The sequence below is a fragment of the Streptomyces sp. Tue6028 genome (assembly GCF_002300165.1).
Taxonomy (GTDB): Bacteria; Actinomycetota; Actinomycetes; order Streptomycetales; family Streptomycetaceae; genus Streptomyces; species Streptomyces siamensis.
Genome location: NZ_MLCE01000023.1, coordinates 280,747 through 304,940 on the forward strand (window position 1 = coordinate 280,747; position 24,194 = coordinate 304,940).

The 24,194-nt window shown below is 72.0% G+C and carries 22 protein-coding genes; 15 read left to right on the plus strand and 7 right to left on the minus strand.

Going from position 1 to position 24,194, the window contains the following annotated elements:
* The first annotated feature begins 56 nt into the window (after positions 1-56).
* The 4 genes from BKI49_RS23210 (at position 57) to BKI49_RS23225 (ending at position 2,754) form a co-directional block, all read left to right on the plus strand.
* Complete coding sequence (locus BKI49_RS23210; RefSeq protein ID WP_095936187.1) at positions 57-893, plus strand: DUF4328 domain-containing protein; 837 nt, start codon at positions 57-59, stop codon at positions 891-893.
* A gap of 94 nt (positions 894-987) precedes the next feature.
* Entirely contained in the window at positions 988-1,491 is a 504-nt protein-coding gene (locus BKI49_RS23215; protein ID WP_095936188.1) for a hypothetical protein, read from the plus strand.
* Positions 1,492-1,577: 86 nt separating this feature from the next.
* Positions 1,578-2,141 carry a hypothetical protein gene (locus BKI49_RS23220; RefSeq protein ID WP_095936189.1) on the plus strand — a complete coding sequence of 188 codons (564 nt, stop codon included), beginning with the start codon at positions 1,578-1,580 and terminating at the stop codon, positions 2,139-2,141.
* A 226-nt stretch (positions 2,142-2,367) separates the two neighbouring features.
* The gene (locus BKI49_RS23225) at positions 2,368-2,754 is read left to right on the plus strand and encodes a hypothetical protein (protein WP_078629248.1); all 387 of its coding nucleotides are present in this window, start codon (positions 2,368-2,370) and stop codon (positions 2,752-2,754) included.
* 177 nt (positions 2,755-2,931) lie between these two features.
* On the opposite strand, the gene BKI49_RS23230 is transcribed toward BKI49_RS23225, so the two are convergent.
* Positions 2,932-5,562 carry an FG-GAP-like repeat-containing protein gene (locus BKI49_RS23230; protein WP_257004919.1) on the minus strand — a complete coding sequence of 877 codons (2,631 nt, stop codon included), beginning with the start codon at positions 5,560-5,562 and terminating at the stop codon, positions 2,932-2,934.
* A gap of 294 nt (positions 5,563-5,856) precedes the next feature.
* On the opposite strand from BKI49_RS23230, the gene BKI49_RS23235 reads away from it, so the two are divergent.
* The 8 genes from BKI49_RS23235 (at position 5,857) to BKI49_RS23270 (ending at position 13,630) form a co-directional block, all read left to right on the plus strand.
* Positions 5,857-6,474, plus strand: a complete 618-nt coding sequence (locus BKI49_RS23235; RefSeq protein WP_179332539.1) for an SMI1/KNR4 family protein — start codon at positions 5,857-5,859, stop codon at positions 6,472-6,474.
* Between the two features lie 187 nt (positions 6,475-6,661).
* Complete coding sequence (locus BKI49_RS23240) at positions 6,662-7,609, plus strand: hypothetical protein (protein ID WP_143658502.1); 948 nt, start codon at positions 6,662-6,664, stop codon at positions 7,607-7,609.
* A 94-nt stretch (positions 7,610-7,703) separates the two neighbouring features.
* Positions 7,704-8,981, plus strand: a complete 1,278-nt coding sequence (locus BKI49_RS23245; protein ID WP_095936192.1) for a DUF4241 domain-containing protein — start codon at positions 7,704-7,706, stop codon at positions 8,979-8,981.
* Between the two features lie 222 nt (positions 8,982-9,203).
* Positions 9,204-9,650: a hypothetical protein gene (locus BKI49_RS23250; protein WP_257004920.1), complete on the plus strand. Its 447-nt coding sequence runs from the start codon at positions 9,204-9,206 to the stop codon at positions 9,648-9,650.
* Between the two features lie 175 nt (positions 9,651-9,825).
* Entirely contained in the window at positions 9,826-10,443 is a 618-nt protein-coding gene (locus BKI49_RS23255; protein ID WP_095936193.1) for an RNA polymerase sigma factor, read from the plus strand.
* A gap of 45 nt (positions 10,444-10,488) precedes the next feature.
* Positions 10,489-11,238, plus strand: coding sequence for a hypothetical protein (locus BKI49_RS23260; protein ID WP_143658504.1), 750 nt, complete (start codon positions 10,489-10,491; stop codon positions 11,236-11,238).
* Positions 11,239-11,894: 656 nt separating this feature from the next.
* The gene (locus BKI49_RS23265; protein ID WP_095936195.1) at positions 11,895-12,557 is read left to right on the plus strand and encodes an RNA polymerase sigma factor; all 663 of its coding nucleotides are present in this window, start codon (positions 11,895-11,897) and stop codon (positions 12,555-12,557) included.
* Entirely contained in the window at positions 12,557-13,630 is a 1,074-nt protein-coding gene (locus tag BKI49_RS23270; protein ID WP_095936196.1) for a hypothetical protein, read from the plus strand. Before BKI49_RS23265 ends, BKI49_RS23270 begins: the two co-directional genes overlap by 1 nt.
* A gap of 285 nt (positions 13,631-13,915) precedes the next feature.
* On the opposite strand, the gene BKI49_RS23275 is transcribed toward BKI49_RS23270, so the two are convergent.
* A complete protein-coding gene (locus tag BKI49_RS23275; RefSeq protein ID WP_095936197.1) occupies positions 13,916-14,740 on the minus strand; it encodes a L,D-transpeptidase family protein in 825 nt (274 codons plus the stop codon).
* Between the two features lie 245 nt (positions 14,741-14,985).
* Here BKI49_RS23275 and BKI49_RS23280 point away from each other — a divergent pair, with 245 nt between their 5' ends.
* Entirely contained in the window at positions 14,986-16,566 is a 1,581-nt protein-coding gene (locus BKI49_RS23280; RefSeq protein ID WP_095936198.1) for an acyl-CoA mutase large subunit family protein, read from the plus strand.
* A 90-nt stretch (positions 16,567-16,656) separates the two neighbouring features.
* Entirely contained in the window at positions 16,657-17,307 is a 651-nt protein-coding gene (gene leuE / locus BKI49_RS23285; RefSeq protein WP_095936199.1) for a leucine efflux protein LeuE, read from the plus strand.
* 31 nt (positions 17,308-17,338) lie between these two features.
* Here leuE and BKI49_RS23290 read toward each other — a convergent pair whose 3' ends face one another.
* The gene (locus tag BKI49_RS23290; RefSeq protein ID WP_095936200.1) at positions 17,339-18,796 is read right to left on the minus strand and encodes an FAD-dependent oxidoreductase; all 1,458 of its coding nucleotides are present in this window, start codon (positions 18,794-18,796) and stop codon (positions 17,339-17,341) included.
* A 38-nt stretch (positions 18,797-18,834) separates the two neighbouring features.
* On the opposite strand from BKI49_RS23290, the gene BKI49_RS23295 reads away from it, so the two are divergent.
* Positions 18,835-19,497 carry a TetR/AcrR family transcriptional regulator gene (locus tag BKI49_RS23295; protein WP_095936201.1) on the plus strand — a complete coding sequence of 221 codons (663 nt, stop codon included), beginning with the start codon at positions 18,835-18,837 and terminating at the stop codon, positions 19,495-19,497.
* Here the strand turns inward: BKI49_RS23295 and BKI49_RS23300 are convergent.
* From BKI49_RS23300 to BKI49_RS23315, 4 genes are all read right to left on the minus strand, one after another.
* Positions 19,494-20,411 carry a class I SAM-dependent methyltransferase gene (locus tag BKI49_RS23300; protein ID WP_095936202.1) on the minus strand — a complete coding sequence of 306 codons (918 nt, stop codon included), beginning with the start codon at positions 20,409-20,411 and terminating at the stop codon, positions 19,494-19,496. The genes BKI49_RS23295 and BKI49_RS23300 overlap by 4 nt on opposite strands.
* 172 nt (positions 20,412-20,583) lie before the next feature.
* A complete protein-coding gene (locus tag BKI49_RS23305; RefSeq protein ID WP_095936203.1) occupies positions 20,584-21,753 on the minus strand; it encodes an acyltransferase family protein in 1,170 nt (389 codons plus the stop codon).
* Complete coding sequence (locus BKI49_RS23310) at positions 21,750-23,084, minus strand: polysialyltransferase family glycosyltransferase (protein WP_095936204.1); 1,335 nt, start codon at positions 23,082-23,084, stop codon at positions 21,750-21,752. The genes BKI49_RS23305 and BKI49_RS23310 overlap by 4 nt, the downstream gene beginning before the upstream one ends.
* Positions 23,081-24,061 (minus strand): glycosyltransferase family 2 protein, encoded by a 981-nt coding sequence (locus BKI49_RS23315; RefSeq protein ID WP_095936205.1) that lies wholly within the window; start codon positions 24,059-24,061, stop codon positions 23,081-23,083. Before BKI49_RS23315 ends, BKI49_RS23310 begins: the two co-directional genes overlap by 4 nt.
* Positions 24,062-24,194 lie beyond the last annotated feature (133 nt).

Consider the following 24,194-nt stretch of genomic DNA (forward strand, 5'->3'; position numbering starts at 1 on the left):
CTGGGGAGGGACCCGCCCGGTCTCCGTCTTCTGAACCCGTGGGGGGTCCCTCAGCCATGCTCTGCACGCATTGTCGGCACTTCGAAGCGACGGCCGGGGACGGCCTGTGCGACATCTGCATCGTCGCGACGGCCGCCCCCCAGCGGCCGGGCAGCGCACGGCGGTTCGCCGGCTCACAGCGGTCGGGCAGCTCGCAGCCGCCGGCCGCGCACCTGCGCTCGCCCGTCGGTCTCGCCCAGGCCACGGTCGTCATGCTCGTCGTGTCGGCCGCCGCAGGACTCTTCACCCTCTACTCGGTCTTCTCGGCGTACGGGCTCGTCAGCGACATCGCCGCCGGGGCGTTCACGGCGGTGGACCAGGACGACGTGGACCGGGCGGACCGGCTCCTCGTCGTCTCGGGCGGGCTCCAGTTCGTGCTGGAGCTCGCCACCGCCGTCGTGTTCGTCTGCTGGTTCCACCGGGTGCGGGTCAACGCGGAGGTGTTCGGTCCGCAGGAGCACCGGATGAGGCGCGGCTGGGCCGTCTGGGGCTGGTTCGTTCCCGTGGTGAACCTGTGGTTCCCGCGCCGTGTCGCCGCCGACGTCTGGGACGCGAGCGCACCGCTGCCGACACTGTCCCTGGCGGACGGGACGCGGATGCCCTCGTCGTCGCACCTCCTCCTCAACTCCTGGTGGCTCACGTGGGTGGCCGCCGCGCTCACCGACCGGCTGTCCAGCCGGTCCGTACGCAGCGCCGACACGCCCGCCGAACTGCGCGAGGCGATGGGCATGCTGGGAGTCGCCGAAGTTCTGTGGGTGGTGGCCGCCGTCCTCGCGGTGCTCTTCGTGCGGCGTCTGACCCGTATGCAGGACGACAAGGCCCGGCGCGGTCCGCTCGTCGCCGCGGCGGCCTGACCCGCACCGAATCATCCCTTTCCGTAGCCAACTGCCCATCCCCTGTGGTGTATTCGGCCCGAGTCGCCGAACCGAGACACCGGGGGGAACCGGCATGGGCTACTGGGGCTACTACGTCGTGGGCAGAAGCGAGGCACCGCTCGCGGAGCTGGACACGCTGGCCGGGGCGCGCGGCATGGTGCTGCGCGGGGAGGCGCCGGCAGGCTGGCAGGTGTGGGAGTACCCGGGCGGTGACGGGGACGTCGGGAACATGAACACACTCGCCCGGGAGACCGGCGCGCCCGCTCTCTTCGGATACGTCATGGACAGCGACTGCGTGGCCGTCGAGGCCGCCGCCCCCGAGAGCGGCGCGTGGACCACCTGCCTGGCGCGGGAGGCGATGGCCGGGTACCTGGGCGGCGGCGAGGACGAGCTCGGCGTCGACGACTACTTCCTCGAACCGGGCGACGCCGCGGCGCGGGCCGTCGCCTGGGCCGCCGAGGCCGGTCACGCGGTCACCGCGGAATCGCTGCTCGACGTGCTGACCGCGGGACCCGACCCGTTGGCCGAAAACCTCTTCTTCCGGTTCCTCGACCGACTCGGTGTGGTGCCCCTGTGACACTCCCGGACCGTCGCACGCAGTAAGGGGAAGTGCGGGCTCCGTGAGACAAGGGCGCCCTGTCGAGGCATTTCGAGGGAGGCGTGATGAGCCTGGTGGAACTGATCGCTCAGGCCGACGAGCGAGGTCTGGCGGCGAGCGGTCTGGCTTGTTTGGATCGGTGCGTGCCTCTGCTGGGCGGCGACGACGAGATCCTGCGGCCGTTGTGGGCGAGCCTGGCGGACGGGAACGCATGGGGCGACCGCCTGAAGGAGGCGCGCACCAGACTCGACGCGGACGCCCCCGAGCCGGCCGCGGCCGACGAGGACGAGGCCGTCGTGCTCGCCCGCCGCATGCTCGACGCGGCACCCGCCGAATGCTCCACCGCAGACCTGCGCCCCTGGGCCGACGCCTGTTCCGTCGCGGCCCTGCAGATCCACCGGCTGCTGGACGCCGCCGAGGACGGCGCGTCGTGCGTGACGTCCCGTCGCGAGGGCCGCACGGACGGCATGTCGCCGCTCGTCGCCGCCGAACTGCGCCGCCAGGTCACCGTCCTGGAACTGCTCGCCGACCACGGCACCGGAGGACTGCGTCCGGCCCTGGACGTGTCCACGGAGGGCCGGCGCGTGCTGCGGGCGGTGGTGTCGCGCAGGGCGCGGGGAAGGGCGTAGGCACGCGCACGCGCACGGGCCGGCCGGCGCGGACCGGTCCGGGAGGGTTCGGGCCGGTCCCGGCGCGGGCGGACGCGGCGTGGCCGCGGCAGGTCCAAACCCGTTGGCCTGAGGGGTTCCTGTGACTGTCCGGCGAGGGAGATGGCGGTCCTGAGCCGGTGTCGCGAACACCCACCGGGCGCGTGACGAATCCGGTCCCGACCACGCTCTTTGGAATGTGAACGCAATGAGTGTGGACTCGACTCGGGCAACGAGGCCCCCGGCGGCGGCGAAGCCCGTGCGCTGGGCGGCGGACACGGTCGCGACGATGCGTGAGGGCGCCCGGCTGCGCCTCGACTATTCGGCCCAGAGCCTGTGGCGCGTGGACCGGCTGATCGAGGAGATACGCCGGGAGGGCGCGCCGTTCGCCGCCGTCGAGACGGCGCTGCGCGGATTCGGCGCGTACGCCGGTGAGGTCGTCGTCAGGTGCACGGGCGGCGAATGGTGGGAGACGGGCGGCGACCACTGGCTGCGCACGCCCGACGGGCGCCTGTGGGACCCGATCGAGGAGGCCCGCCGCTGCTACGCGGGCGACGGCTCGCTGCGGCTGCTGTGCCGCGAGGCCGTGGGCTAGGGGGTTTCGTTCGGGCGTCGCGGACCCGGGCTGATCCGAACGAAACCCCCTGGCGGGTTCCGCCCCGTTCGGCGCGGCGGATTCCGGCAGAGGCGCGGGGAACACGAAGAGGGGGCCGTGCGACATACGTCCGTATGTCGCACGGCCCCCTCGTGGCCCTGACGGGGATCGCTGCCGCTACGGCGTCAGCGTCTGCCCCAGGTGGGCGCCCGCCGGAGTGCCGAGCATGGTCTTGCTGTACACCGTGGCCTGCGTCAGACCGAGGCCGGTGCTGTTGCTGGGCACGTACAGCAGGATGCCGTCGCCGCCGTCCTCGCCCTCGGTGCCGAGGACCAGGTCGGTGCGGCCGTACCCGGAGAGGTCGGCGAGCGAGACGGCCGAGCCGAGCTTGTCGTCGGTCTCGGTGGAGCCGGGCACCCCGGAGGTGTCCTGGGACACGGCGATCGCTCCGGACCCGGTCAGGCCCGTCGAGGTGCCCTTCAGCAGCAGGGTGGTGCCGGCGTTGGAGCGGTTGACCGACGAGCGCGTGATGTCCTCGTTCGGTGCGCCGGCGAGGACGTCCGCGTAACCGTCGAGGTTGTAGTCGCCGACGGACACGGACGAACCGAGCGCGTCACCGGACTCGTTGGCGCCCGGCACACCCGCAGTGTCCTGCTGGACCGTCGTCATGCCGGTGGTGGTGAAGCCGGTGGAGGTGCCGGGGACCATGGTGACCTGGCCGCCGGAGACGGCGCCGGACTCCGAGGTGTAGGGCTGGCCGATGACGATGTCGTCGTAGCCGTTGCCGTTCACGTCACCGGCGGCGATGGAACGGCCGCCCTTCACGCTGAGCGTGGAGACCTTCGTCAGGCCCGACGCGCCGCCCTTGAACCAGGTGACCCGGCCGATGCCGCCCGCGTCACGGTAGTTGAGGGCCACGTCCGTGTAGCCGTCCCGGTTGAAGTCGCCGGTGGCGGCGTCGGCGTAAGCGATCGCGCTCGTCGAGGTGGTGAGGGTGCCGGTCTGGGTGGCGCCGCCGGTGAGGCGGGCGTTCCAGTTGCCGCCCTTGCCGGTGCCCGCGGAGAACACGTCCGCCTTGCCGTTCGCGTCGAAGTCGCCGACCGCGACGGCCGAGCCGAGCTTGGCGCCGGCGGCGGTCACACCGGAAGTGGCGTACGAGAAGCCGGTGTTCAGGGCCGGACCGTAGAGCACGGTGACCGAGCCGCGGTCCGCGTTGCCGCTCGTGTCGTCCTCGCCGGGCGCGCCGACCGCGAGGTCCGCGTAGCCGTCGCCGTTCACGTCGCCCCACGCGGTGGCGGCACCCCAGTTGTCGCCCGCCTCGGAGGAGCCGGGGACGCCCGCGCTGTTCTGCGTGAGCGTCACCTTCGACGCCGGGACCGGGCCGTTCAGGCCGCCGGGCACCACGGTGAGGCTGCCGACGCCGCCCGACGCCTTGGGCGTACCGGCGACGAGGTCGTTGACGCCGTCACGGTTGTAGTCGGACGTCGGGATCGCGGAGTTCCGGCCGGCGCTCGCGGCGTACCTGCGGATCTCGGCGAGCTTCGGATAGAGGTTGGCGCCGGGGCACGCGGTGGCGTTGGTGTCACGGTGTCCGAAGACCGTCGGCAGCGTGATCGACGTGCCCTTGTCGACGAGGTTGCCGTCCTGGCCCTTGGGGCTGCCGGAGACCAGCGTCACCTTGCCGTTGGGGTCGACGCCGTACATGCCGAACTTCCAGGCGACGATGCGGGAGATGGCCTCCAGGCCCGCGCGGGTCGGCTTCGCGTTCTCGTAGTTGCCTATGTACGAGATGCCGACCGTGTTGGTGTTGAAGCCGATGTCGTGCGCGCCGATCACGGGCAGGTCCATGCCGCCGCTGCGGCCCTCGAAGATCTGACCGCACTTGTCGACGACGAAGTTGTAGCCGATGTCGAAGTAGCCGCGCGAGAAGTGCTCCTGCTGGATGGTGCGCATCCGGGCGCGGGACTCGCCGCAGGAGAGCTTGTTGTCGCTGTCGACACCGGTGTGGTGGACCACGGCCGCCTTGATCTCGGTGCCGTACGCGGGCGTTCCGTCGTAGTCGGTCGACGCGCCCCACTCCGCCTGGGTGATGACCGGCGGCTTGACCACCGTCGACGGGCGGGGCGCGGGGACGGTGTCGGTGGGCGACGGCGTCGGCGAGGCGGTGTCGGTCGACGACGGGCTCGGCGGCTCGGTGGTCGGCGAGGCGGTGTCGGTGGGGGAGGCCGTGTCCGTCGGGGTCGCGGGATCCGTGGTCGTCGGCACCGGGTCGGCCGGGGTCGGCGAGTCGGTCGTCGCGGGCGTGGTCTCCTCCACCGGGAGCGTGTACGCCGCGGGCTCCGTGCTCCGCTTCGGATCGGTGCCCGGGTCGAGCAGCCGCACGTCCATGCCCGCCGGCTGCCCAGCGGCCTCCGTGCCGTCGGCGCCGATCACGCGGACCTCGACGCCGTCCGCGTCGCCGGTCCACACGGACGCCGTGCCGCCGCGCTGCGCGGCCTTCCTGCCTTCCTCGCCGTCGGCCGAGAACGGGTCGTCAGGCAGCTTCTGCCACCCCGACCACTTGCCGGACTCCCGCTCCCGGTACCGCACCTCGGGCGTGCCCTTCGGCTTCGCGTCCGGGTCGCTCCAGGTCAGCAGTACGGCGCTGAAGCGGTCGGTGTCCTGCTTGCCGAGGCCCTTGCGGCCCGCGCCCTTGTCCTTGAGTTTGACCGTGTGCACGGCGGGCTTGCGTGCTCCGGCACGGTCGTCCGACTGTGCGGACGGGTTTGCTACGGCATAGGTGACGACGCCCGCGCCGCCCAGTACCACGGCCCCGATCGTCAGCCATGCCCTCCGCTTCAGAGTCAGCGGTTTGTACGCATGGCCAGTCCTGCGACTCAACTGCCCCACCCCTGGAAAAGATCTCTCGGAAACAAGTCCTCAGAAACACCACCCGTCACACGAGTGGTCCGATGAGTCACAGCGCACAGCGATCGCAAAGCGTCACCACAGGCGATGCGACCTGCGTCACCCCACCGCCCGGCCCTGCCCGGCCGGCACGGCAGGATCGACGAGATCGTCCTGCTGTGGCCGGTGTCCGTGGAGGAGCAAAGGGTGACCGATATGGCTGATATGTCCGAATGGGAGAGGCTCCAAGGGCTCGTGCAGGCACCGACCGGACCCGACGTGTCGGTCGACTGGGCGCGTATGAGCGAGTCCTGGGGCACGGAGTTCCCCCGCGACTACCGGCATTTCGTCGAGCGGTACGGCTCCGGGACCCTCCAGAGTTGTCTGGTGATCGAGGAACCCGAACCCGGAGGGGGCCGGCCGACGTCCGCGTTCGGCGGCATGCTCCACGAGACGGCGAACGCCGAAGAGGCATGGGTGAGCGCCCGGAAGCCGCCGGAGTGGGCCGGGCCGGCGCCCGTGCTGATCGCCTGGGGGGCCGACTCCAGCGCGGACATCCTGTGCTGGGACGCCTCCGGCGACGACCCCGACACCTGGCCCGTCCTGGTCTACAACAGGGACGACGGCGAGTGGGGCCGCTACAACTGCGGGATGGTGGAGTTCCTCTCGCGACTGCTGCGAGCCGACTTCGACGACTGTCCCCTCGGCGACCTCTCCCTCTGGGGAAGGTGGTCGGTGACCTTCCTGACCGAGCGCGAGCAGCAGCGTCTGCTGAAGGCGGGGCTGGATCCCTGGACCGGCGAGCCGGATCCCTACGCCGGCATGTTCGGCTGACCGGCCGCACGCCGCCGGCACCAGGGGCTTCGTCCGTCATCTCCCGGCGGTGAACGGCCCGTCGCACCGGATTCGGCGGCCGGGATTCCGATGTGTGCCGTTATGCCCGGGCGCTCGCGGTCGCGTCGGCGGCTGTTGTATAACCGGGCCGCAATCGAGCTCTCCCTCCCTGCCGAAGGGTTACTCCGTGCTGCCCGGAACACGTCTTCGCCCAGGAAAGCGGCGCACGGTCGCCGTGCTGTCGGTGGCGACCGCGACCGCGGTCGCCGTCTCCGGATGCTCGCCGCACGGCGGCGGCAAGCGGAAGTCGGCGGGCGAGCGCACCGCCTCTTCGCGGACGACGCGGGCCGCGGACGGGCCGACGGCCACGTCACGCCCCGGTGCCGGGCGCGGGCCGGCGCCGAAGCCGAGGACCGCGGAACAGTTCACCGCCAGGGCCCGCCAGGCCATGGCGGCCGAGAAGGGGTGGACGTTCGCCCTGCGCGGCAGCGAGACGCTCCTCATGCAGGGGCAGCGGCCCTCCACCGCCACGTACGCGGCGACCGCCGACCGCACCACGGCCCCCGCCGCGCTCCGGCAGAACGGCCTGATCACCACCAGCAAGGAGGTGCGCAAGCCCGAGCTGGTCTACGTCGTCGGCGGCGCCGGCTACGTCAAGGAGGGCGCCGAGGCGTGGAAGCAGGGGCCGCTGAGCGACCCCGACATCGCCAACGACGTCGAGGATCCCGTGGCCGAGCTGGAGGCGTTCGGCGCGTACGCGAAGAGCGCGAAGGTGCAGCGGACGGGCGCGGGCGGCCGTGACGTGCGCCTCCAGGTCTCCGCCGCCGGCTGGTCGTTGCCTGCGGCCCGCAGCCGTCCCGCGCTGAAACGGGCGGTCCGCGAGATGGAGCCCACGCTGGCCCAACTGCGGGACGCCGGGGTGACGGCGTCCGACGGCAGCATCACGCTCAAGAGTTTCACCGAGACATGGAACCTGGACGCGGCGCACGGATACCGGCTCGTCTCGCACCGCTACGCGTACACGTTCCTCGTCCCGTACCGCGGCGGAGACATCACGGTGAGCCAGGAGGTACGGGCCGACAACCACGGCGTGTTCACGGGCAGGGTGACGCTGCCCGCCGACGCCGGCCGATGACTTTCTCCCGGAGCCCCGGGCGCCGGGAGAGCGGCGCCGAGGACCCCGGATCCTGTGTCCGACTGTGTGAGCGAGCGTGGAGGAGAGCGGCCCGATGAACGGCACGGAGATCATCGATGTCGTGTACGGCGAGGGGTGGGACTTCGGGCGCGGGGCCGTGCTCGGGCCGATCGGTGCCGAGGCCGCCGCGGCCCGCGACGCCGCGGGGGAGCCGTACGCGGTGGTGTTGAGGCAGGCCGACAGCCTCGGGGCGATCGTCGCGCACGTGGACTGGTCGCACCACTACCTCGGCATCTGGGTGTCCGACCTGCACGGGCGGCGGTTCATGGAGGTGGACCTGCGGCGGCTCACGGCGGACCGGCTCTTCCTCGCCTGCCGGCGCGGCTGGGCGTACCCCGACGAGGGGAGCCCGGAATTCGCGGCGGACGCGGGGCGGGTGACGATCGAGCTGCGGCCGGACGGGCGGGGGACCCAGATCGTCGAACCGCAGGGCGACAGGGGCGGCTCGCGGCACACGACCGCGGACGTCCCCGAGGAACAACGATGGTTCCCCGTACCGGAGTTCGGACAGTGGAAGGGGCTGCTCGCGCCGCTCGGCAGCGATCACGCGCCCGGCTGCGAACTGCGGGAGGCGGTGGAGGTCGCCCGGACCGGCGAGTCCGGCGGTCCGAACTGGCGGGCGCCGCGGGGGATGCGGCCCCGGCACCTGAACGAGCTGTTCACGCCCGGCGCCCGCTTCTCGACGGACCGGCACGAGTACACCGTCTGGGACCCGATCCCGGCGGGGACGCTGCGGCTGCCCAGCGGACGGCTGGTGGCCCGCGACCCCACGTACAGGGAGTGCGAGCAGGACGGCGGGTTCACGGTGACGGTGGCGCCCGGCGACTATCCGGTGCAGCTCGCCTCCGCGGGGTACACGGCCGAGCACGAGGGACGGACGCTGATCCTCGACGAGTACACCGCCGCCCGCGTCCTCGTGTCCGGACGCCCGGCGGTGCGATGGGAGTTGGCGCTGCTCCCCGGACAGGACGAACGACTCCTGCGGGACGGGCAGTTCTACGGCTTCGGCGTCGACGCCGGCACCGGCGCCTTCGCCGACGCGAGCACGGCCGCGGACCTCGGCCGCAGGTTCTGGGACGGCCAGGTGGCGGGCGTGCTGACGGAGGACGACCACGGCATCGCGGTCGTGGACGACGCGGCCACCGGCACCAACCTGATCGCCTACCCGAGCGGCCGGGGCGACGGCGCCTATCCGGTGTGGATCGGCCGGGACATCGACGGTGAGGTCGCCTGCTTCGTGGCGGACATGCTGATCCTGAGCGGGGCGGAGCTGCTGCCGCGGGGGGCGGGAGAGGACCGGTCCACGCAATAGCCGGGACAGCCGGGTACGGCCCGCGGGAGGTCCGGCCCGGGAGGTCCGTCGGCGCGAGGGCTTCGGACGCTTGAGCCGGCCCAATAGTTGTATGAGGACGGGACTTTCCTCGCATGACCTTTGTCACTGTCGCCGCACGTGATGTTCGCGGCGCGCCTTCCGCTTGGTCTGGTGACCGGGGGAGTGGCGCGCTCGTGCGCGGTGGAGTGAGGAGCGGGAGCCATGGAGGAGCGGGGGCCGGCCGAGTTGCGGATGCGTCGGCACGCGGAGCGGTTCGTGCGACAGGTCACGGCGCGGAACCGGCTGCCGCTGGACTACTCCGTCAACAGCCTGCGCGTCGTCGACTTCATCCTGGACGGACTGCGCAAGGGCGGCTCCGATCGGGCCGCCGTCCAGCAGGTGCTGTTCGGGATCGGCGCCTACACCGGCGAGGTCCTGGTGCGGCGGGCCGGGGCGCGCTGGGTCGAGCTCGACGCCGGGCAGCGCGAGCTGTTCGGCCAGCCCTGCGGTGTGCGGATGCCCGACGGGAGGGTCTGGAATCCGCTGGGGAAGGTCGTCAAGCGGTTCGAGGTCGGGGAACGGGAGTCCGTGCGGACGTTCTATCTCCAGCTGCACGGGCGAGTTCCGCAGGTCAGGGCCGCGGTCGGCGGTGGCAGGCGGTCCGGGTGAAGGGGGCGTGGCCACCGTGCAGGAGCGGCGTCAGGGGGACGTGGGACGTGTGAGGTGCCTGACAGGCTGTGACATTTCTGTGCCGCCTGACGCAGAGGGGCGTGGAAGCGTGCACGCGGCCGACCGTGTCGCACGGCGTGAATCCGGACGATCTCGGTACAAAACGAGGACTGTGTTGGGTCTAGGAGGGGAACCCCGCCGCGTGCAGGCACGCGATGCGGAGCTGGGCGCGGCCGTCGCGCGGGCGCAGGAGGGGGACGAGGTCGCCTTCGCCGCGGCCTACCGGATCGTGCAGCCCGGACTGCTGGGATACCTGCGTGGGATCGTCGGCGACGACGCGGAGGACGTGGCGTCCGACGCCTGGCTGGAGATCGCGCGGGACCTCGGACGCTTCCGGGGCGACGGGGCGGGCTTCCGCGGCTGGACCGCGACCATCGCCCGACACCGCGCACTGGACCATCTGCGCCGGCTCAAGGTGCGGCCGCGGGCGACCGCCCTGGAACAGGACCTGCTCGAACTGCCCGGCGCGTACAACACCCACGACCAGGCGCTGGAGTCCCTCTCCACGCAGGACGCCCTGCGCATGGTGGCAGGACTGCCGCGCGACCAGGCGGAGGCGGTCCTCCTGCGTGTGGTCGTCGGACTCGACGGGCCGGCCGCCGCGCGGGTCCTGGGCAAGCGGCCCGGCGCGGTGCGCACCGCGGCCCACCGCGGCCTCAAACGTCTGGCCCAGCAGCTCGGCGTCGGTGGTGTGACGGATGAAGGCCCCAGAACGCTGGGGGAGTCGGGATGAACGGCAAGAAGTCCAAGAAGGTGTCGGGCAGGGATGGATCCGGACATGGGTGAACGACACGGTCACGGCGGCTCGTCCGACCGTCGGGTCGCGCACCCGGGCGAAGCGGGCCGGCCCGACCTCGGTGAGCTCCTCGCCTCCGCCGTGCGGGCGGAGACCGTCGACGCCGAGAGCGAGGCCCGTGCCGTCGCCGCCTTCCGTACCGCCCGGGACGAAGGCGCGCTGGCCGCGCGGACCCGGCGCCGCGACGACTGGCGGCCGCGCGAGCAGCGGCGGGCGATCCGTTCGCTGAAGGCCATGTGTGCCGTACTGCTGGCCAGTCTGACGCTGGGCGGGGTCGCGGTCGCGGCGATCGGCTCGGCGTCGGACGAGGACGGCGACGACCAGGGCAGGGCCACGGCGCGGCCGTCGAGGAGTGTTCCGGACCGTCCCGCCGCCGAGTCCCTCCCGGGGGAGTCGCCCACCCTTGCCACCCCGGACCCCTCCGGGCGGGGCCGTGCGTCCGCCCACCCGACGCAGGCCCAGGACACCGTCGCCCACTGCCGCGCCTACGACTCGGTGAAGGACCGGGGCAAGGCCCTGAACTCGACGGCCTGGCAGCGTCTCGTCACCGCCGCCGGGGGTGAGGACAAGGTCGCGGCGTACTGCGCCGAGCAGTTGGCCGACGCGCCCAGGAACGGGAACGGGAACGGGGCCGGGACCGGGAACACCAAGCAGCCGGGCGCCACGCAGGGGCCGGCCTCGCCCGCGACCGCGTCGCCGACGAAACCGGCGAAGTCCAACGGCAAGCCGTAGCACCGTTCGCAAGCGTCCCGTTCAGACCCGCGCGGTCCGCAGAGCCAGATCGCTCACAAGGTCCACGCGTCCCGCGAAGCCCGGGTGGCCGACGCGATGCACCGGCTCACGCGGCGCGCCCGGCGCGTCGGCGCAACCGAGCGCCGGCCACCCGCCGCGGGCCGGCGACCGGCACGGCCCGAGGGCGCGATCCGGCCATGCGCCGCGGGCGCGGACCGGCATTCCGCAGGCGCGGGCGGACCCTCCGACGACGTGGACGGACCCGGCGAGGGCGTGAACGGGCGTGCCCCGAAGACGAAAAGAGGCGCCCCGTGACCACGCAGGCGCCTTGGCCGATGGCAACGGCCGGGGCCGCCACCCCCCACAGGAGAGGCCCCGGCCGTCGCGCGGCACGGGCCGCGCGGCGGCCCGTACTCTCTACAGCGCCGCGGCTGCGTTTTGTGTCACACCTCTCTGCGTCACGACTTAGTTGCATGCTGTACGAACATGGACGAGCAGCGGTTTCACGCCGTAACGTGCCTTTCGCGCCGGAGTGCGGGGGACGACGGGCCGCCGCAGCCGACCGCGGTCCTGGAACCGCGGCCGACGAACGACGACCACGACGGCGAGAACCCGGCCCGCGAGAGCGGCGCCGGCTTAGGCGCAAGAGAGGCGCGGTGCTGGGGGACGACGCGGAGCTGACCGCCGCGGTGCTTGCTGCACAGGACGGGGACGAGACCGCGTTCCGGACTGTGTACCGCACGGTGCACCCACGGCTGCTCGGATATGTACGGACGCTGGTCGGTGAGGCGGACGCGGAAGACGTCACGTCCGAGGCCTGGTTGCAGATCGCGCGCGACCTGGAGCGGTTCAGCGGCGATGCCGACCGGTTCCGCGGGTGGGCCGCCCGTATCGCCCGCAACCGGGCGCTCGACCACGTACGGATGCGCGGGCGGCGACCCGCGATAGGCGGCGACGAGACCGAACTGACCGGCAGGGCCGCCGAGTCCGACACGGCGGGCGAGGCCATCGAGGCCCTCGCCACCGACAGCACCCTCTCGCTGATAGCCCAGCTCCCGCAGGACCAGGCGGAGGCCGTCGTCCTGCGCGTCGTCGTCGGCCTGGACGCCAAGTCCGCCGCGGAGACCCTCGGCAAGCGCCCGGGCGCGGTCCGCACGGCGGCGCACCGCGGCCTGAAGCGGCTCGCGGAACTGCTCGCCGGCGACGCGGACACCGGCGGCGGACTCGGTGCCGTTCCCCCACAAAGAGGATCGCGCACACGCGCGGTGACGTCCGCGGGTGTGACGCATACGCGTTCGCGGACGCAGAAGGACATGTGATGGCCGACGAGCAGTACAGGTGGCTGAACCGCGAAGCGGCGGAGCGATTGCTGCGCGGTGAGCCGCTGGAAGCCGTCGACGCCGACTCCCGGGCCCAGGCGGAGCGGCTCGCCGACGCGCTCGGAACGCTGTCCCCGGGAACCGTGCCTAACGGCAGTGAACTCCCGGGCGAGGAAGCCGCGTTGGCCGCCTTCCGCAAGGCGCGTACCAGCGGGGACGGTGAGGCCGTGCAGCTCGGCCGCCGTGCCCTCGCCCGCCCCGGGGCGCATGCGGCGGACGCCGGACTCGTACGGATCGGGCGGCCCGGTGTGGGCCGCCGCGGGGTTCGCTGGGGCCGTCCCGTGCGGGTCGGGCTCGCCGCGGCGCTGGCCGCGGGGATGATCGGCGGGGTCGCCGTGGCGGCCGGGACCGGCGTCCTGCCGACTCCGTTCCGTGACGACAAGCCCGCTCCGGCCGCCTCGGTCACCGCGGCCCGCACACCGGAACAGCCGCTCGTCTCGCCGTCGCCGGCGACTCCCGGCGGCTCCGTGACGCCGACGCCCGACGGCACCACGAACGGCCCCTCCGGACGCGGACCGGCCTCGCCGGACGACCGCACGGACGACGACGCCACCCCGGGAACCCGGCCGGGCTCCAAGGGCAAGGACGACTCCGACCGCACGCGCGAGTGGTGGAGGCGTACGCGGCTGTCCTGCCGCGACATCCTGGCCGGCAAGGACCTCGACGCGGGACGCAGGCGCGGCCTGGAGGACGCGGCCGGCGGCAGCGGACGGGTGAAGACCTACTGCGCCGGCCTGCTGAACCGGCTCGACGACCGCTCCGACCGCGACGAGGGCGACGGCAAAGGCTCCGGCCGTGACGACCGGGGGGACCAGGGGGACCAGGGCGAGCAGGGCGGTGACGGCGACAGCCATCACATACTGCCCGGCGACGGCCACCACAACGGCGTCATCGGCACGCCGTCACCTTCGTACTCCGCGCTGAGCCCGCTGCTGCCGCGGACGTCACCGCCGTCGTCGCCGTCACCGACGGCGACGCAGAGCGCCCTCACCTCGCTCCTCACCGCCCACTGAAAGCGCCGCGCGCACCCCGCCGCAGTGCGCGGTTCCTCGGGGCGTTGCCGCACCCGGCGCAAGGGCACCGCCTCTGACCTGCGGTTTCGTACTTCTTTCAACTTTCTTCGGCCCGGGTGTGACGTTTTCGGCCGCCGCGACGCAGTAATGGGTGAGCCGACTGGTCATCGGCCGTAGCACGGAGCCGGGGTTCCCCCCGTACCCACGGCTCTGTGCACCTGGCGCGGGCGGGACACGTTCCCCCGGTCCCGCCCGCGCCCCACACCCTCTCCCGGGCCCCGGCGCTCACCAGTACACGACGACCTTGTCGCCGTTGCGGACCTGTGCGAACAGGGAAGCGATCTTCCCCTCGTCCCGGACGTTGACGCAGCCGTGCGAAGCGCCGTAGTAGCCGCGGGCCGCGAAGTCCGAGGAGTAGTGGACCGCCTGGCCCCCGCTGAAGAACATCGCGTACGGCATGGCCGTGTGGTAGATCGTCGACACGTGGTACCGCGACTTGAAATAGACGCTGAACACACCCTCGCGGGTCGGCGTGTACTGCGAACCGAACCGCACGTCCATCGACGAGACGGTCTTCCCGTCGACCATCCAGCGCAGCGTCCGGCTCGTCTTGCTGATGCACAGCACCCGGCCCGTCATGCAGCGCGGATCCGGCTTCGCGGCCGGCTGACCGCCGTACGGGTACAGCTCCCAGGACGCCGGCGCGTGCGTCATCTTCCGCAACCGCTGCCAGGTGACGGTGTCCAGCTCACCGGTGCGCGGCAGACCCCGCTTGCCCTGGAAGCCCTCGACCGCCTTCACCGTCGGGGAGTCGTACCTCCCCGTCGGCGGGGTGATGAGCCAGGCGACCTGGTGCAGCCGGGCCTGGAGCTCGCGGACGTCGCGGCCCTTGTCGCCCCGGGACCACAGGATCTTCGGGGCGGTGGCGCCCGGCTTGCCGCTCGGCTTCCCGCTCTCCTTGCCGTCCTCGGACGCCGACGGGCCGCCGCTGTCGCCGCGCACGGGCGGCGGCTGCTTCCCATGGGCGTCCACGGCCTGCGCCGTGCAGCCGCTCAGCACGATGAGGGCCGCGAGGGCGGCCAGCGATCTCCCCATGCCCGTCGTACGCATTCGGACCCCCCGTTTCGCTGTTGTGTCACCTGAGATGCTCCCCGCGCGTGACCGGTTGCGAACTAGACGGCATGGTGGAGAGCGAGAAGTGGAAACGAAACGAAACGAACCGCGGAACAGGTCCGTGAACCGGTCTGTGAGGAAGGTCCCAGCGTGGGGCACTCCACCGGGCGCACGGCCGCCGCTACAGTCCGTCGCGAGGGTCGGGTCCTACTAGTAAGTAGCTTCAGCGGGAGGCACAGCACATGGCGCGCGAATCCGAGTCCGGTCTGCCCATCGAGCCGGTGTACGGGCCGGAGACTCTGGAGGGCTGGGACCCGTCCGAGAAGCTGGGCGCGCCGGGTTCGTACCCCTTCACCCGCGGTGTGTATCCGTCGATGTACACCGGCCGCCCGTGGACGATGCGGCAGTACGCCGGCTTCGGCACGGCCGTGGAGTCCAACGCCCGCTACAAGCAGCTGATCGCCAACGGCACCATGGGCCTGTCGGTCGCCTTCGACCTGCCCACCCAGATGGGCCACGACTCGGACGCGGCCATCGCGCACGGTGAGGTCGGCAAGGTCGGCGTCGCCATCGACTCGATCGACGACATGCGCGTGCTGTTCGGCGGGATCCCGCTCGACAAGGTCTCCACGTCGATGACCATCAACGCGCCCGCGTCGCTGCTCCTGCTCATGTACCAGCTGGTCGGCGAGGAGCAGGGCGTGCCGGCCGACCAGCTGACGGGCACGATCCAGAACGACGTGCTCAAGGAGTACATCGCGCGGGGCACGTACATCTTCCCGCCGAAGCCCTCGCTGCGTCTGATCGCGGACATCTTCAAGTACTGCAAGGCCGAGATCCCGAAGTGGAACACCATCTCGATCTCGGGCTACCACATGGCGGAGGCGGGTGCCTCGCCCGCGCAGGAGATCGCGTTCACGCTCGCTGACGGCATCGAGTACGTCCGCACGGCGGTCGCCGCCGGCATGGACGTGGACGACTTCGCCCCCCGCCTCTCCTTCTTCTTCGTCGCCCGCACGACGATCCTCGAAGAGGTCGCCAAGTTCCGTGCCGCGCGCAGGATCTGGGCCCGGGTCATGCGGGACGAGTTCGGCGCCAAGAACCCGAAGTCCCTCATGCTGCGCTTCCACACGCAGACCGCCGGTGTACAGCTGACCGCGCAGCAGCCGGAGGTGAACCTGGTCCGCGTCGCCGTCCAGGGGCTGGCCGCCGTCCTCGGCGGCACGCAGTCCCTGCACACCAACTCCTTCGACGAGGCGATCGCGCTCCCCACCGACAAGTCCGCGCGCCTGGCGCTGCGCACCCAGCAGGTGCTGGCCTACGAGACGGACGTCACCGCCACCGTGGACCCCTTCGCGGGCTCGTACGTCATCGAGAAGATGACCGACGAGGTCGAGGCGGCGGCCGTCGAACTCATGGGCAAGGTCGAGGACCTGGGCGGCGCGGTCAACGCCATCGAGCACGGCTTCCAGAAGAGCGAGATCGAGCGCTCGGCGTACCGGATCGCCCAGGAGACCGACTCGGGCGAGCGGGTCGTCGTCGGCGTCAACCGCTACACGATCGACGTCGAGGAGCCCTACGAGCCGCTCCGCGTCGACCCGGCGATCGAGGCCCAGCAGGCCGAGCGCCTCGCCAAGCTGCGCGCCGAGCGCGACCAGGCCGCGGTGGACACCGCCCTCGCCGACCTCAAGAAGGCGGCCGAGGGCACGGACAACGTCCTCTACCCGATGAAGGACGCCCTCCGCGCCCGCGCCACGGTCGGCGAGGTCTGCAACGCGCTGCGCGAGGTCTGGGGCACGTACGTGCCGTCCGACGCCTTCTGAGCCGGCACGCGGTCCACGCCCGGACCGGCCCTGTCTCACCGGGCGAAACCCGTGGGTGGAGTGTCGTGCGCGCGTGCGACACTCCACCTCATGCTTGGTGTCATTGATCTGCCCACCTATCTGGCGGGCCTCGTGCTGATCGTGCTGCTGCCGGGTCCGAACTCGCTGTACGTGCTCTCGGTCGCGGCCCGCCGGGGCGTCCGCGCCGGTTACACCGCCGCCGCGGGCGTGTGGTGCGGGGACACCGTGCTGATGACGCTGTCGGCGGCGGGCGTCGCGTCGCTGCTGCAGGCGAACGCCGTGCTGTTCGGGATCGTGAAGTACGCGGGCGCCGGCTATCTGACGTGGCTGGCGGTCGGGATGCTGCGGGCCGCCCGGGGGATGTGGCGGACCCGGCGCGAGCGGGTCGTGGAGTCCGGCGAGGCCGTGGAGGCCGCCGGGGAACGGCCGTACCGGCGCGCGTTCGTGATCAGCCTGTTCAACCCGAAGGCGATCCTGTTCTTCGTCGCCTTCTTCGTGCAGTTCGTGGACCCGGGCTACGCCCACCCCGCCCTGTCGTTCGTGGTCCTCGGCGCCTTCGCGCAGCTCGCCAGCTTCCTCTACCTCACGGCGCTGATCTTCAGCGGCACCCGGCTGGCGTCGGCCTTCCGCAGGCGCAAGCGGCTGTCCGCGGGTGCCACGACAGCCGCGGGCGCCCTCTTCCTCGGCTTCGCCGTCAAGCTCACGCTCGCCAGCGCCTGACGCTCCGCCAGACGGCCGGCTGACGGTCCGCTCACCGCAGGCCCACGCCGGCCGCGTACGGCGCGAGGCCGTCCGCCGAGGTGCCCGCCCAGCCGACGTAACCGTCCGGGCGGACGAGGAACAGGCCGCGCCCGTAGGCGTCGTGGTCCGCGATCCGGACGGTGCGGACGCCGGAGAGGTGCGGCAGGTCCGCGTCCGTGCCGACCGCCAGCAGCGTCCACCGCGGCCCCTGGAAGGCGTCGAAGAGGCGTAGGCCGTCGCAGATGCCGTCGGGGGCGCGGTCGCCGGCGTGCAGCGCGTCCTCGGTGAGGCCCGTGCGGGTCTCCACCGCGAGCGTGCGGTCGCGGTAGCCGAGCCCGAGCTGCTGGGTGGCCGCCCCGCGCCGGACCTCGCCGCGGTGGACCCGTGTGGACAGGCCGAGCATGTCGGCGGCGTTGGGCAGCCGTTCCTCCTCGTACGAGTCGAGGAGTGCGTCGGGCGCCCCGTCGCGCAGCACCGCGCCGAGCTTCCAGCCCAGGTTGTACGCGTCCTGGATGCTGGTGTTGAGGCCCTGTCCGCCGGCGGGGGAGTGGATGTGCGCGGCGTCCCCGGCGAGGAACACGCGGCCCGCGCGGAAGCGTTCGGCGAGGCCGGTGCGCGGGCGGAAGTCCGAGGCCCAGCGGACCTCGGTCACTGCGTCGGGCGCCAGGTGCGTGCGGGCGGCGACGACCTTGCGGATGGCGTCGGGGGACAGGTCGACGTCCGTGCCCTCGGGGAACTGGGCCGTGAGCTGGAAGTCGTCGGTGCCCGCGAGCGGGCAGAGCGCGAGGAATCCCCCGCCCTCCGCGGCCGGTGGGAAGACGTGCCAGTTGTCGCGGTCGAGCCCGCTGACGCGGACGTCGGCCACCAGGGTCGGACTCGGGTCCACGGTCTCGCCCGCCATGCCGATCCCCAGCGCGCGCCGCACCGCGGATCGGCCTCCGTCGGCGGCGACCGCGTACCGCGCGCGGACGGGCGGGCCGGCGGCGAAGCGGGCGGTCACCCCGTCCGCGTCCTGGGTGAGCGAGACGAGCTCCCGCCCGAAGGTGACCTCGCCGCCCAGTTCCTCCAGCCGAGTGAAGAGGATCTCCTGCGTGCGCCACTGGGGCACCATCCACGGCGTGCCGTACGGCGCGGTCTCGCTCGCGGGGCTCTCGTCGAACATCCGGTGCTCGGCCTGCCGTTGGCCGTCGCGCCAGATCATCCCGACCGGATAGGGGCCGCCCGCCCGCTGGATCGCGTCGTGCACGCCGAGGTCGTCGAGGACCTCCAGGGTGCGGGGCTGGAGTCCCTTGCCGCGCGAGCCCGGGAAGAGCGCGGTGGAGCGTTCCGCCACGAGTGCCGGCACGCCGCGCCGGGTGAGGTCGACGGCGAGGGCGAGTCCGGTGGGGCCGGCCCCCACGACGAGTACGTCCGTGCCGACGCGTGCGTCCTTGTCCACGACCGTCTCCTTAACGCTGTTAAGTTCCATGGCGGCAGCATGCGCTTAACGGCGTTAAACTGTCAAGCGTGGTCACCCAGAGATCCCCCAAGCTGGACAAGAAGCAGGTCGTCGCCACCGCGCTGCGGCTGCTGAACGAGGCCGGTCTCGACGGCCTCACCCTCCGCGCCATCGCCAAGGAGCTGAACGTCCAGGCACCGGCCCTGTACTGGCACTTCAAGAACAAGCAGGAACTGCTCGACGAGATGGCGACGGAGATGTACCGGCGCATGGTCGACGACGCCCGGGACACGGCCGACACCACCTGGCAGCAGCGCCTCCTGAGCGCCAACCGCGGACTGCGCACCGCGCTGCTGAGCTACCGCGACGGCGCCAAGGTCTTCAGCGGCTCACGCTTCACCGGCACCCTGCACGCGGTCGAGATGGAGCGGACCCTGCGGCTGTTCACCGAGGCCGGCCACACCCTCGCCCAGGCGGTCCGCGCGACGACGACGGCGTTCCTCTACACGATCGGCTACGTCACCGAGGAACAGGGCGTCCAGCCCCTGCCGGGTGAGCGCCGCGAGGGGTACGACGTCGAAGAACGCGCCCGCCTGATGGCCGACTTCCCCCTGTCGGCCGCGGCGGGCGCGGAGATCTTCGAGGACTACGACCAGCACTTCGAGGAAGGGCTGGCCCTGGTGATCGCGGGCATCGAGGCCCGCTACGGCGCGGGAGGAGACTCCCGCTAGCCGCGGCCCGTACGGGCGTTGCGGATCGCCCGGGTGACGACGGGCGGCAGCAGGTCGGCGGCCAGACGGCGACCGCGCCCGCGGCGGCGCACGGGGTGCGGGGCGGGCGAGGCGGAGGCGGGCGCGTCGTCCGACGCGGCACCCCTCGGGGCCGGCACGAACCGTGCGGGCGGGAACTCCGGTGCCCTCATGCCGTCGGACTTGAGCCGGACGATGCGGTGGCCGGCCGCCTCCTGGACGCTGAGCCGGCAGTCTCCGCGCCCGCGCGCCATCGCCAGCAGCTCCTCCTGCACGGGGCCGGGGTCGCCCCAGGTGCCGTACAGCTTCTGCGTGCTCAGACAGATGGGGCGCAGGCCCCGGTTGAGCACGGCCTCCCACACGGCGATCGAGACGCCCGGCGTGTGCTCCGAGCGGAAGTCGTCCAGCACCACCACCCCGCCGGGCACCAGCACGTCGTGGGCGGCGCCGATGTCGCCGTGCACATGCTCGTACAGATGCGAGGCGTCGATGTGGACGAACCGGCAGGAGCCGGGAGCGACCTCGGCGGGAACGCGGGAACTGGGGCCCTCCAGGACGCGCGGCAGCGTGTCGTGGAAGGAGAGATAGTTCTCCTCGAAGGCCTGCCGGGTGAGGGTGCGGTACGACTTCGTCGACTCCGCCTTGTTGGCGTCGTCGGGCGCGTCGCCCTCGAAGAGGTCGCACACGGTGTAGCGCTCGCCCTCCCGCGGGCGGCGCCCCAGGAAGATCGCGCTCTTGCCCAGGTAGACCCCGACCTCCAGCAGGTCGCCCCGGACACGGGTGGCCTCCTGTCGGTCGAGGAACCAGTCGAAGAGCACCTGGTCGAGAACGGGGAACCAGCCGGGGACGTCGTCGAGCGTGCGGGGCGGCCGGGTCGTGCCTGGTGCGGCTGTCATGAGGAGAGATCACTCCCTGGCGGAGCTGGCGGGGTACGGGGACTGCCGTACGCCTGCCCGGGGACACACCCCCAAACGGCCACCGAGATGAACGGCAGGCCAACTTGCCCGGACATCCACGTCGTCGAGCGCCGGACCGGCCGTGGTGGGCCCGCCCGGCGCTCGAGAGCCGCTAGGAGCGGGGGCGCGACAGGGCCGTGCGGATCTTCGGAGTGAGCCACTCCTCGACGTAGCGGTTGAGCAGCCAGGCCAGCAGCAGCATCGTGGCGACCGTCAGCAGGAACGTGCCGTAGGACGGGATGTGCAGCGTGCGGTGATAGGCCTGGATGGCCACCCAGCCCAGGTGCTCGTGGACCAGGTAGAAGGGGTACGTCAGCGCACCGGCGACGCTCAGCCAGCGCCAGTTCGCCCAGTTCAGCCAGCCGAGCGCGATCGCGGCCACGGCCACGTAGCCGAGCGTGACGACGAGGACGATGCCGAACGAGGTGCGGTACGAGAAGAAGTCCGGGTTGGGAGCGTGCCACAGCCGCTGGACGGCGTAGTGCTGGCCGATCAGCCAGCTCACGCCGACGATGCCCCAGGCGTACGCGTCCCGCCGGTCGCGGTGCACGAGGTAGAGGCCGACGCCGCCGATGAAGAACGGCGCGTACTCCGGCATCAGGACCAGGTTGAGGAGCGGCTCGTTCGCGGCCTGCGCGATCGCCGCCGCCAGCGTCCAGCCCGCGCAGAAGAGGATCACCCGCTGCCGGCTCGCGCCGGGCAGCACGATGCACAGCGCGAACAGCGCGTAGAAGCGGACCTCCGCCCACAGCGTCCAGCACACGCCGAGCACCCGGTCGACGCCCAGGGGCTGCTGGAGCATCGTCAGGTTCACCAGCGCGTCGCTCGGCGAGACCGCCTTGTACGCGACCACGGGCAGCGCGAACACCGCCGTCACGATGACGATCGCCGCCCAGTAGGCGGGCAGCAGGCGGGAGGCACGGGAGGCGAAGAACGCGCGCAGGGTGCGGCCCCAGCCGCTCATGCAGATCACGAACCCGCTGATGACGAAGAAGACCTGGACGCCCAGACAGCCGTACGCGAAGTACGAGTGCAGCAGGGGGAATTGATGCTGGGGGGAACTGCCCCACGCCTGCGTCACCTCGCCGTCGCGTCCCCCGTAGTGGTACCCGGCGACCATCAGCGCGGCGACGAGCCGCAGTCCGTCGAGCGCACGCAGGCGCGGAGCGTGCGCCCGGGTCAGTATCCGGGGCGGGACACCGTCGGCCCCGGTGCCCGGCGTGGATTTCGTGGGCGTGGTGTCCAGGGGCGCGGCGGCGGGCCCGGCGGCCGAGGCGGTCATCCGAGCGTCGCCCGCTTCAGCGACCGGGCGCGGCGCGCCACCCGGCGGACCGTCGCGTTGCGCGGGATGAAGGCGAGCTGCGCCGGAACCGCGCCCGGCAGCGCCAGCGAGGTGAGTCTGCGGCGCTTGAAGTACCGCCAGGTGTCGTCGCTCAGATGGTGCGTCAGGTAGTCCTCGGCGGTCCCGCGCAGTTCCGGGTAGATCTTCGGCTGCATCGCGAACCCGACCGCCTGCACGAGCGCGGTGAGCGCCGTGACGTCCAGGGCGCGCCGCTGCTCGGCGACCGCCGCCTTGTCCGTGAGCTCCGGCAGCAGGGCGTCCACGACGGTGACGGGGATGCGGTTGCTGTTCTCGTACGGGGTGAGGCGGTCCAGCAGCGACCCGGTGCCGATGCGGGCGACGGGCAGGCCGTACAGCGCGGACGCCGTGAGCAGCGCGGTGGAGAAGCAGCCGACGACCAGGGCGGGGCGCATCCGCTGGTAGAGCACCTCGGCGAGGACCGGTGTGTCCAGCACGGTGAGGTCGGCGCCGAGTCGCTCGGCCTCCTTCTCCAGGGTCCGCGACCAGCGGGCGGGAGCCGTCGGATGGGGTTTGAACACCACGCGGGTGTGACCGAGCGCGATCGCGCCCTTCAGCATCCGTACGTGCAGGTCCTCCTCCTCCTCGGCGGTCAGGATGCCGAGCGCGGAGAGGTACTGGCCGAGGAGCAGCGCGGGCTCGTCGATCGCGGGCAACGCGTCGCCGGTGTCGACGAGTTCGCCGAGCACCTTGACGAACGCGTCCGTCGGCACGATCTCCGGCCGCACGTCGAACTCGGTGAGCAGCAGCGGGACCAGACCGGGGACCAGGTCCAGGTGGAGCAGCCCGGTCACCCGGGTGCCGACCAACGGGTCGATCTTGTTGCGGGTGGGGCCGTAGCTCATCAGACCGTCGGCGTACACGGTGACGGGCGCGCCGGTGAAGATCTGCGCGACACCCAGCGCCGGGTTCACCTGGATCGACTCGACCGCCAGCTCGACGTCGTCGTCGCCGAGGTCCCAGGCGAGCCGCAGGTGCCGCTCCCACAGGGGCACGTCGTCCAGGCGCGGGGCCCAGCCGCCGGGGTGGAAGGGCGAGATGGTCTCGTTCCACGAGATCACGTCGTCGAACCGGCCGCGCATCCGCTCGAAGCCCGGCATCTCGTCCACGCCGGGCGTCGTCTCGGGCGTCGCCGCGTTGTTGGAGACGAGCAGGATGCGCCGGTCGGCGGGGGCGAAGCAGTCGGTGTCCAGGGCGGCGGCGAGCGTGGCCGTGCCGTACAGCGTGGACGCCATGAAGATCTGGGTGGTCACGCGGCCACCCCCGTGCCGGGAGCGGGCCGGCGGCGCAGCCGGCGCAGCCGGCTGGCGCGCTGGACGTCCATCGAGTCGAGGGCGTCGTCGAGCACGTCCTGCGGCATGCGCCGCAGGGCGACCGCGCTCATCGACTTGAGTTTCCGTGCCACGGGTGGCTCGAACCTTTCGATGGATCCAAGGTGATGGGAAATAATCGCGCAATACGTGCGCACGGCTTTGGGCAGGAGTTTTTCCGCGTCACGGTCCTCGGCGGTTTCCGCCACGACCTGATCGAACGCCCGAATGAAATCCAGCTGACGTACGTCGCCGATCTGCGTCAGTGAGGAGGCCACGCCACGCCGGTAGAACACGCCGAGCAGCCCCACCGTGGCGAAGGATTCGGCCTCCCGGTGCAGCTTCCAGATCCACGGCCGGTCCTCGGCCGTACGCAGCCCGTCGGTGAAGTGCAGCAGGCCGCGGTCGACCAGACGGCGGTGGTAGATGCCCGCCCAGGCGTACGCGTAGTCGACGGACGTGGACCGGTCGGCGGGCAGGATCGCGTCGCGCGGATTCATCACCACACCGCGCCGGCCGTGCGGGACCCGGTTGACGGTGCGGGCCCGCGCGGTGCACTGGACATGGTCCGTGCGCACGAAGTCGCAGCCCAACTCCTCGATGGAGGACAGGAGTTGCTGGTAGTAGCCGGGGGCGAGCCAGTCGTCCCCGTCGAGGAACGTGAGGTATTCGCCGCGCGCGGTGTCGATGCCTGTGTTCCGCGCGGTCGCCAGCCCTCCGTTCTTCTCGTGTCTGACATACACCGCACCCGGGAGCTCGCGCTCCGCGCGCGCGAGAATGTCAGGTGTCTCGTCGCGCGAGCAGTCGTCGACGAGAATGAATTCGAAGTCCTCGCGTGCGTTCGCACGCAGGCTCTTCAGGGTGTCGGGCGCATATTGCTGCACGTTGTAGAACGGCACGATGACGGAGAGCTTGACCACCCACGTGACGTTAGGCGGCGGCCCGGCATTCGTCTTGACCGTTGGTGAGATGTCAGGTGAACGACGCGTGGCGAAGCCGTGAACCCAGCTGATTTCCGTGCGTGGCGCGGCCCGATTCGCCATTCGTCGATGT

What these genes read in the sequence shown, in the direction of transcription:
- BKI49_RS23210 (WP_095936187.1), top strand. Translation starts at nt 57, where the DNA reads ATGCTCTGCACGCATTGTCGGCACTTCGAAGCGACGGCCGGGGACGGC.
- BKI49_RS23215 (WP_095936188.1), top strand. Translation starts at nt 988, where the DNA reads ATGGGCTACTGGGGCTACTACGTCGTGGGCAGAAGCGAGGCACCGCTC.
- BKI49_RS23220 (WP_095936189.1), top strand. Translation starts at nt 1,578, where the DNA reads ATGAGCCTGGTGGAACTGATCGCTCAGGCCGACGAGCGAGGTCTGGCG.
- BKI49_RS23225 (WP_078629248.1), top strand. Translation starts at nt 2,368, where the DNA reads ATGAGTGTGGACTCGACTCGGGCAACGAGGCCCCCGGCGGCGGCGAAG.
- BKI49_RS23235 (WP_179332539.1), top strand. Translation starts at nt 5,857, where the DNA reads ATGGCTGATATGTCCGAATGGGAGAGGCTCCAAGGGCTCGTGCAGGCA.
- BKI49_RS23245 (WP_095936192.1), top strand. Translation starts at nt 7,704, where the DNA reads ATGAACGGCACGGAGATCATCGATGTCGTGTACGGCGAGGGGTGGGAC.
- BKI49_RS23250 (WP_257004920.1), top strand. Translation starts at nt 9,204, where the DNA reads ATGGAGGAGCGGGGGCCGGCCGAGTTGCGGATGCGTCGGCACGCGGAG.
- BKI49_RS23260 (WP_143658504.1), top strand. Translation starts at nt 10,489, where the DNA reads ATGGGTGAACGACACGGTCACGGCGGCTCGTCCGACCGTCGGGTCGCG.
- BKI49_RS23270 (WP_095936196.1), top strand. Translation starts at nt 12,557, where the DNA reads ATGGCCGACGAGCAGTACAGGTGGCTGAACCGCGAAGCGGCGGAGCGA.
- BKI49_RS23275 (WP_095936197.1), bottom strand. Translation starts at nt 14,740, where the DNA reads ATGCGTACGACGGGCATGGGGAGATCGCTGGCCGCCCTCGCGGCCCTC.
- BKI49_RS23280 (WP_095936198.1), top strand. Translation starts at nt 14,986, where the DNA reads ATGGCGCGCGAATCCGAGTCCGGTCTGCCCATCGAGCCGGTGTACGGG.
- leuE (WP_095936199.1), top strand. Translation starts at nt 16,657, where the DNA reads ATGCTTGGTGTCATTGATCTGCCCACCTATCTGGCGGGCCTCGTGCTG.
- BKI49_RS23290 (WP_095936200.1), bottom strand. Translation starts at nt 18,796, where the DNA reads ATGGAACTTAACAGCGTTAAGGAGACGGTCGTGGACAAGGACGCACGC.
- BKI49_RS23300 (WP_095936202.1), bottom strand. Translation starts at nt 20,411, where the DNA reads ATGACAGCCGCACCAGGCACGACCCGGCCGCCCCGCACGCTCGACGAC.
- BKI49_RS23305 (WP_095936203.1), bottom strand. Translation starts at nt 21,753, where the DNA reads ATGACCGCCTCGGCCGCCGGGCCCGCCGCCGCGCCCCTGGACACCACG.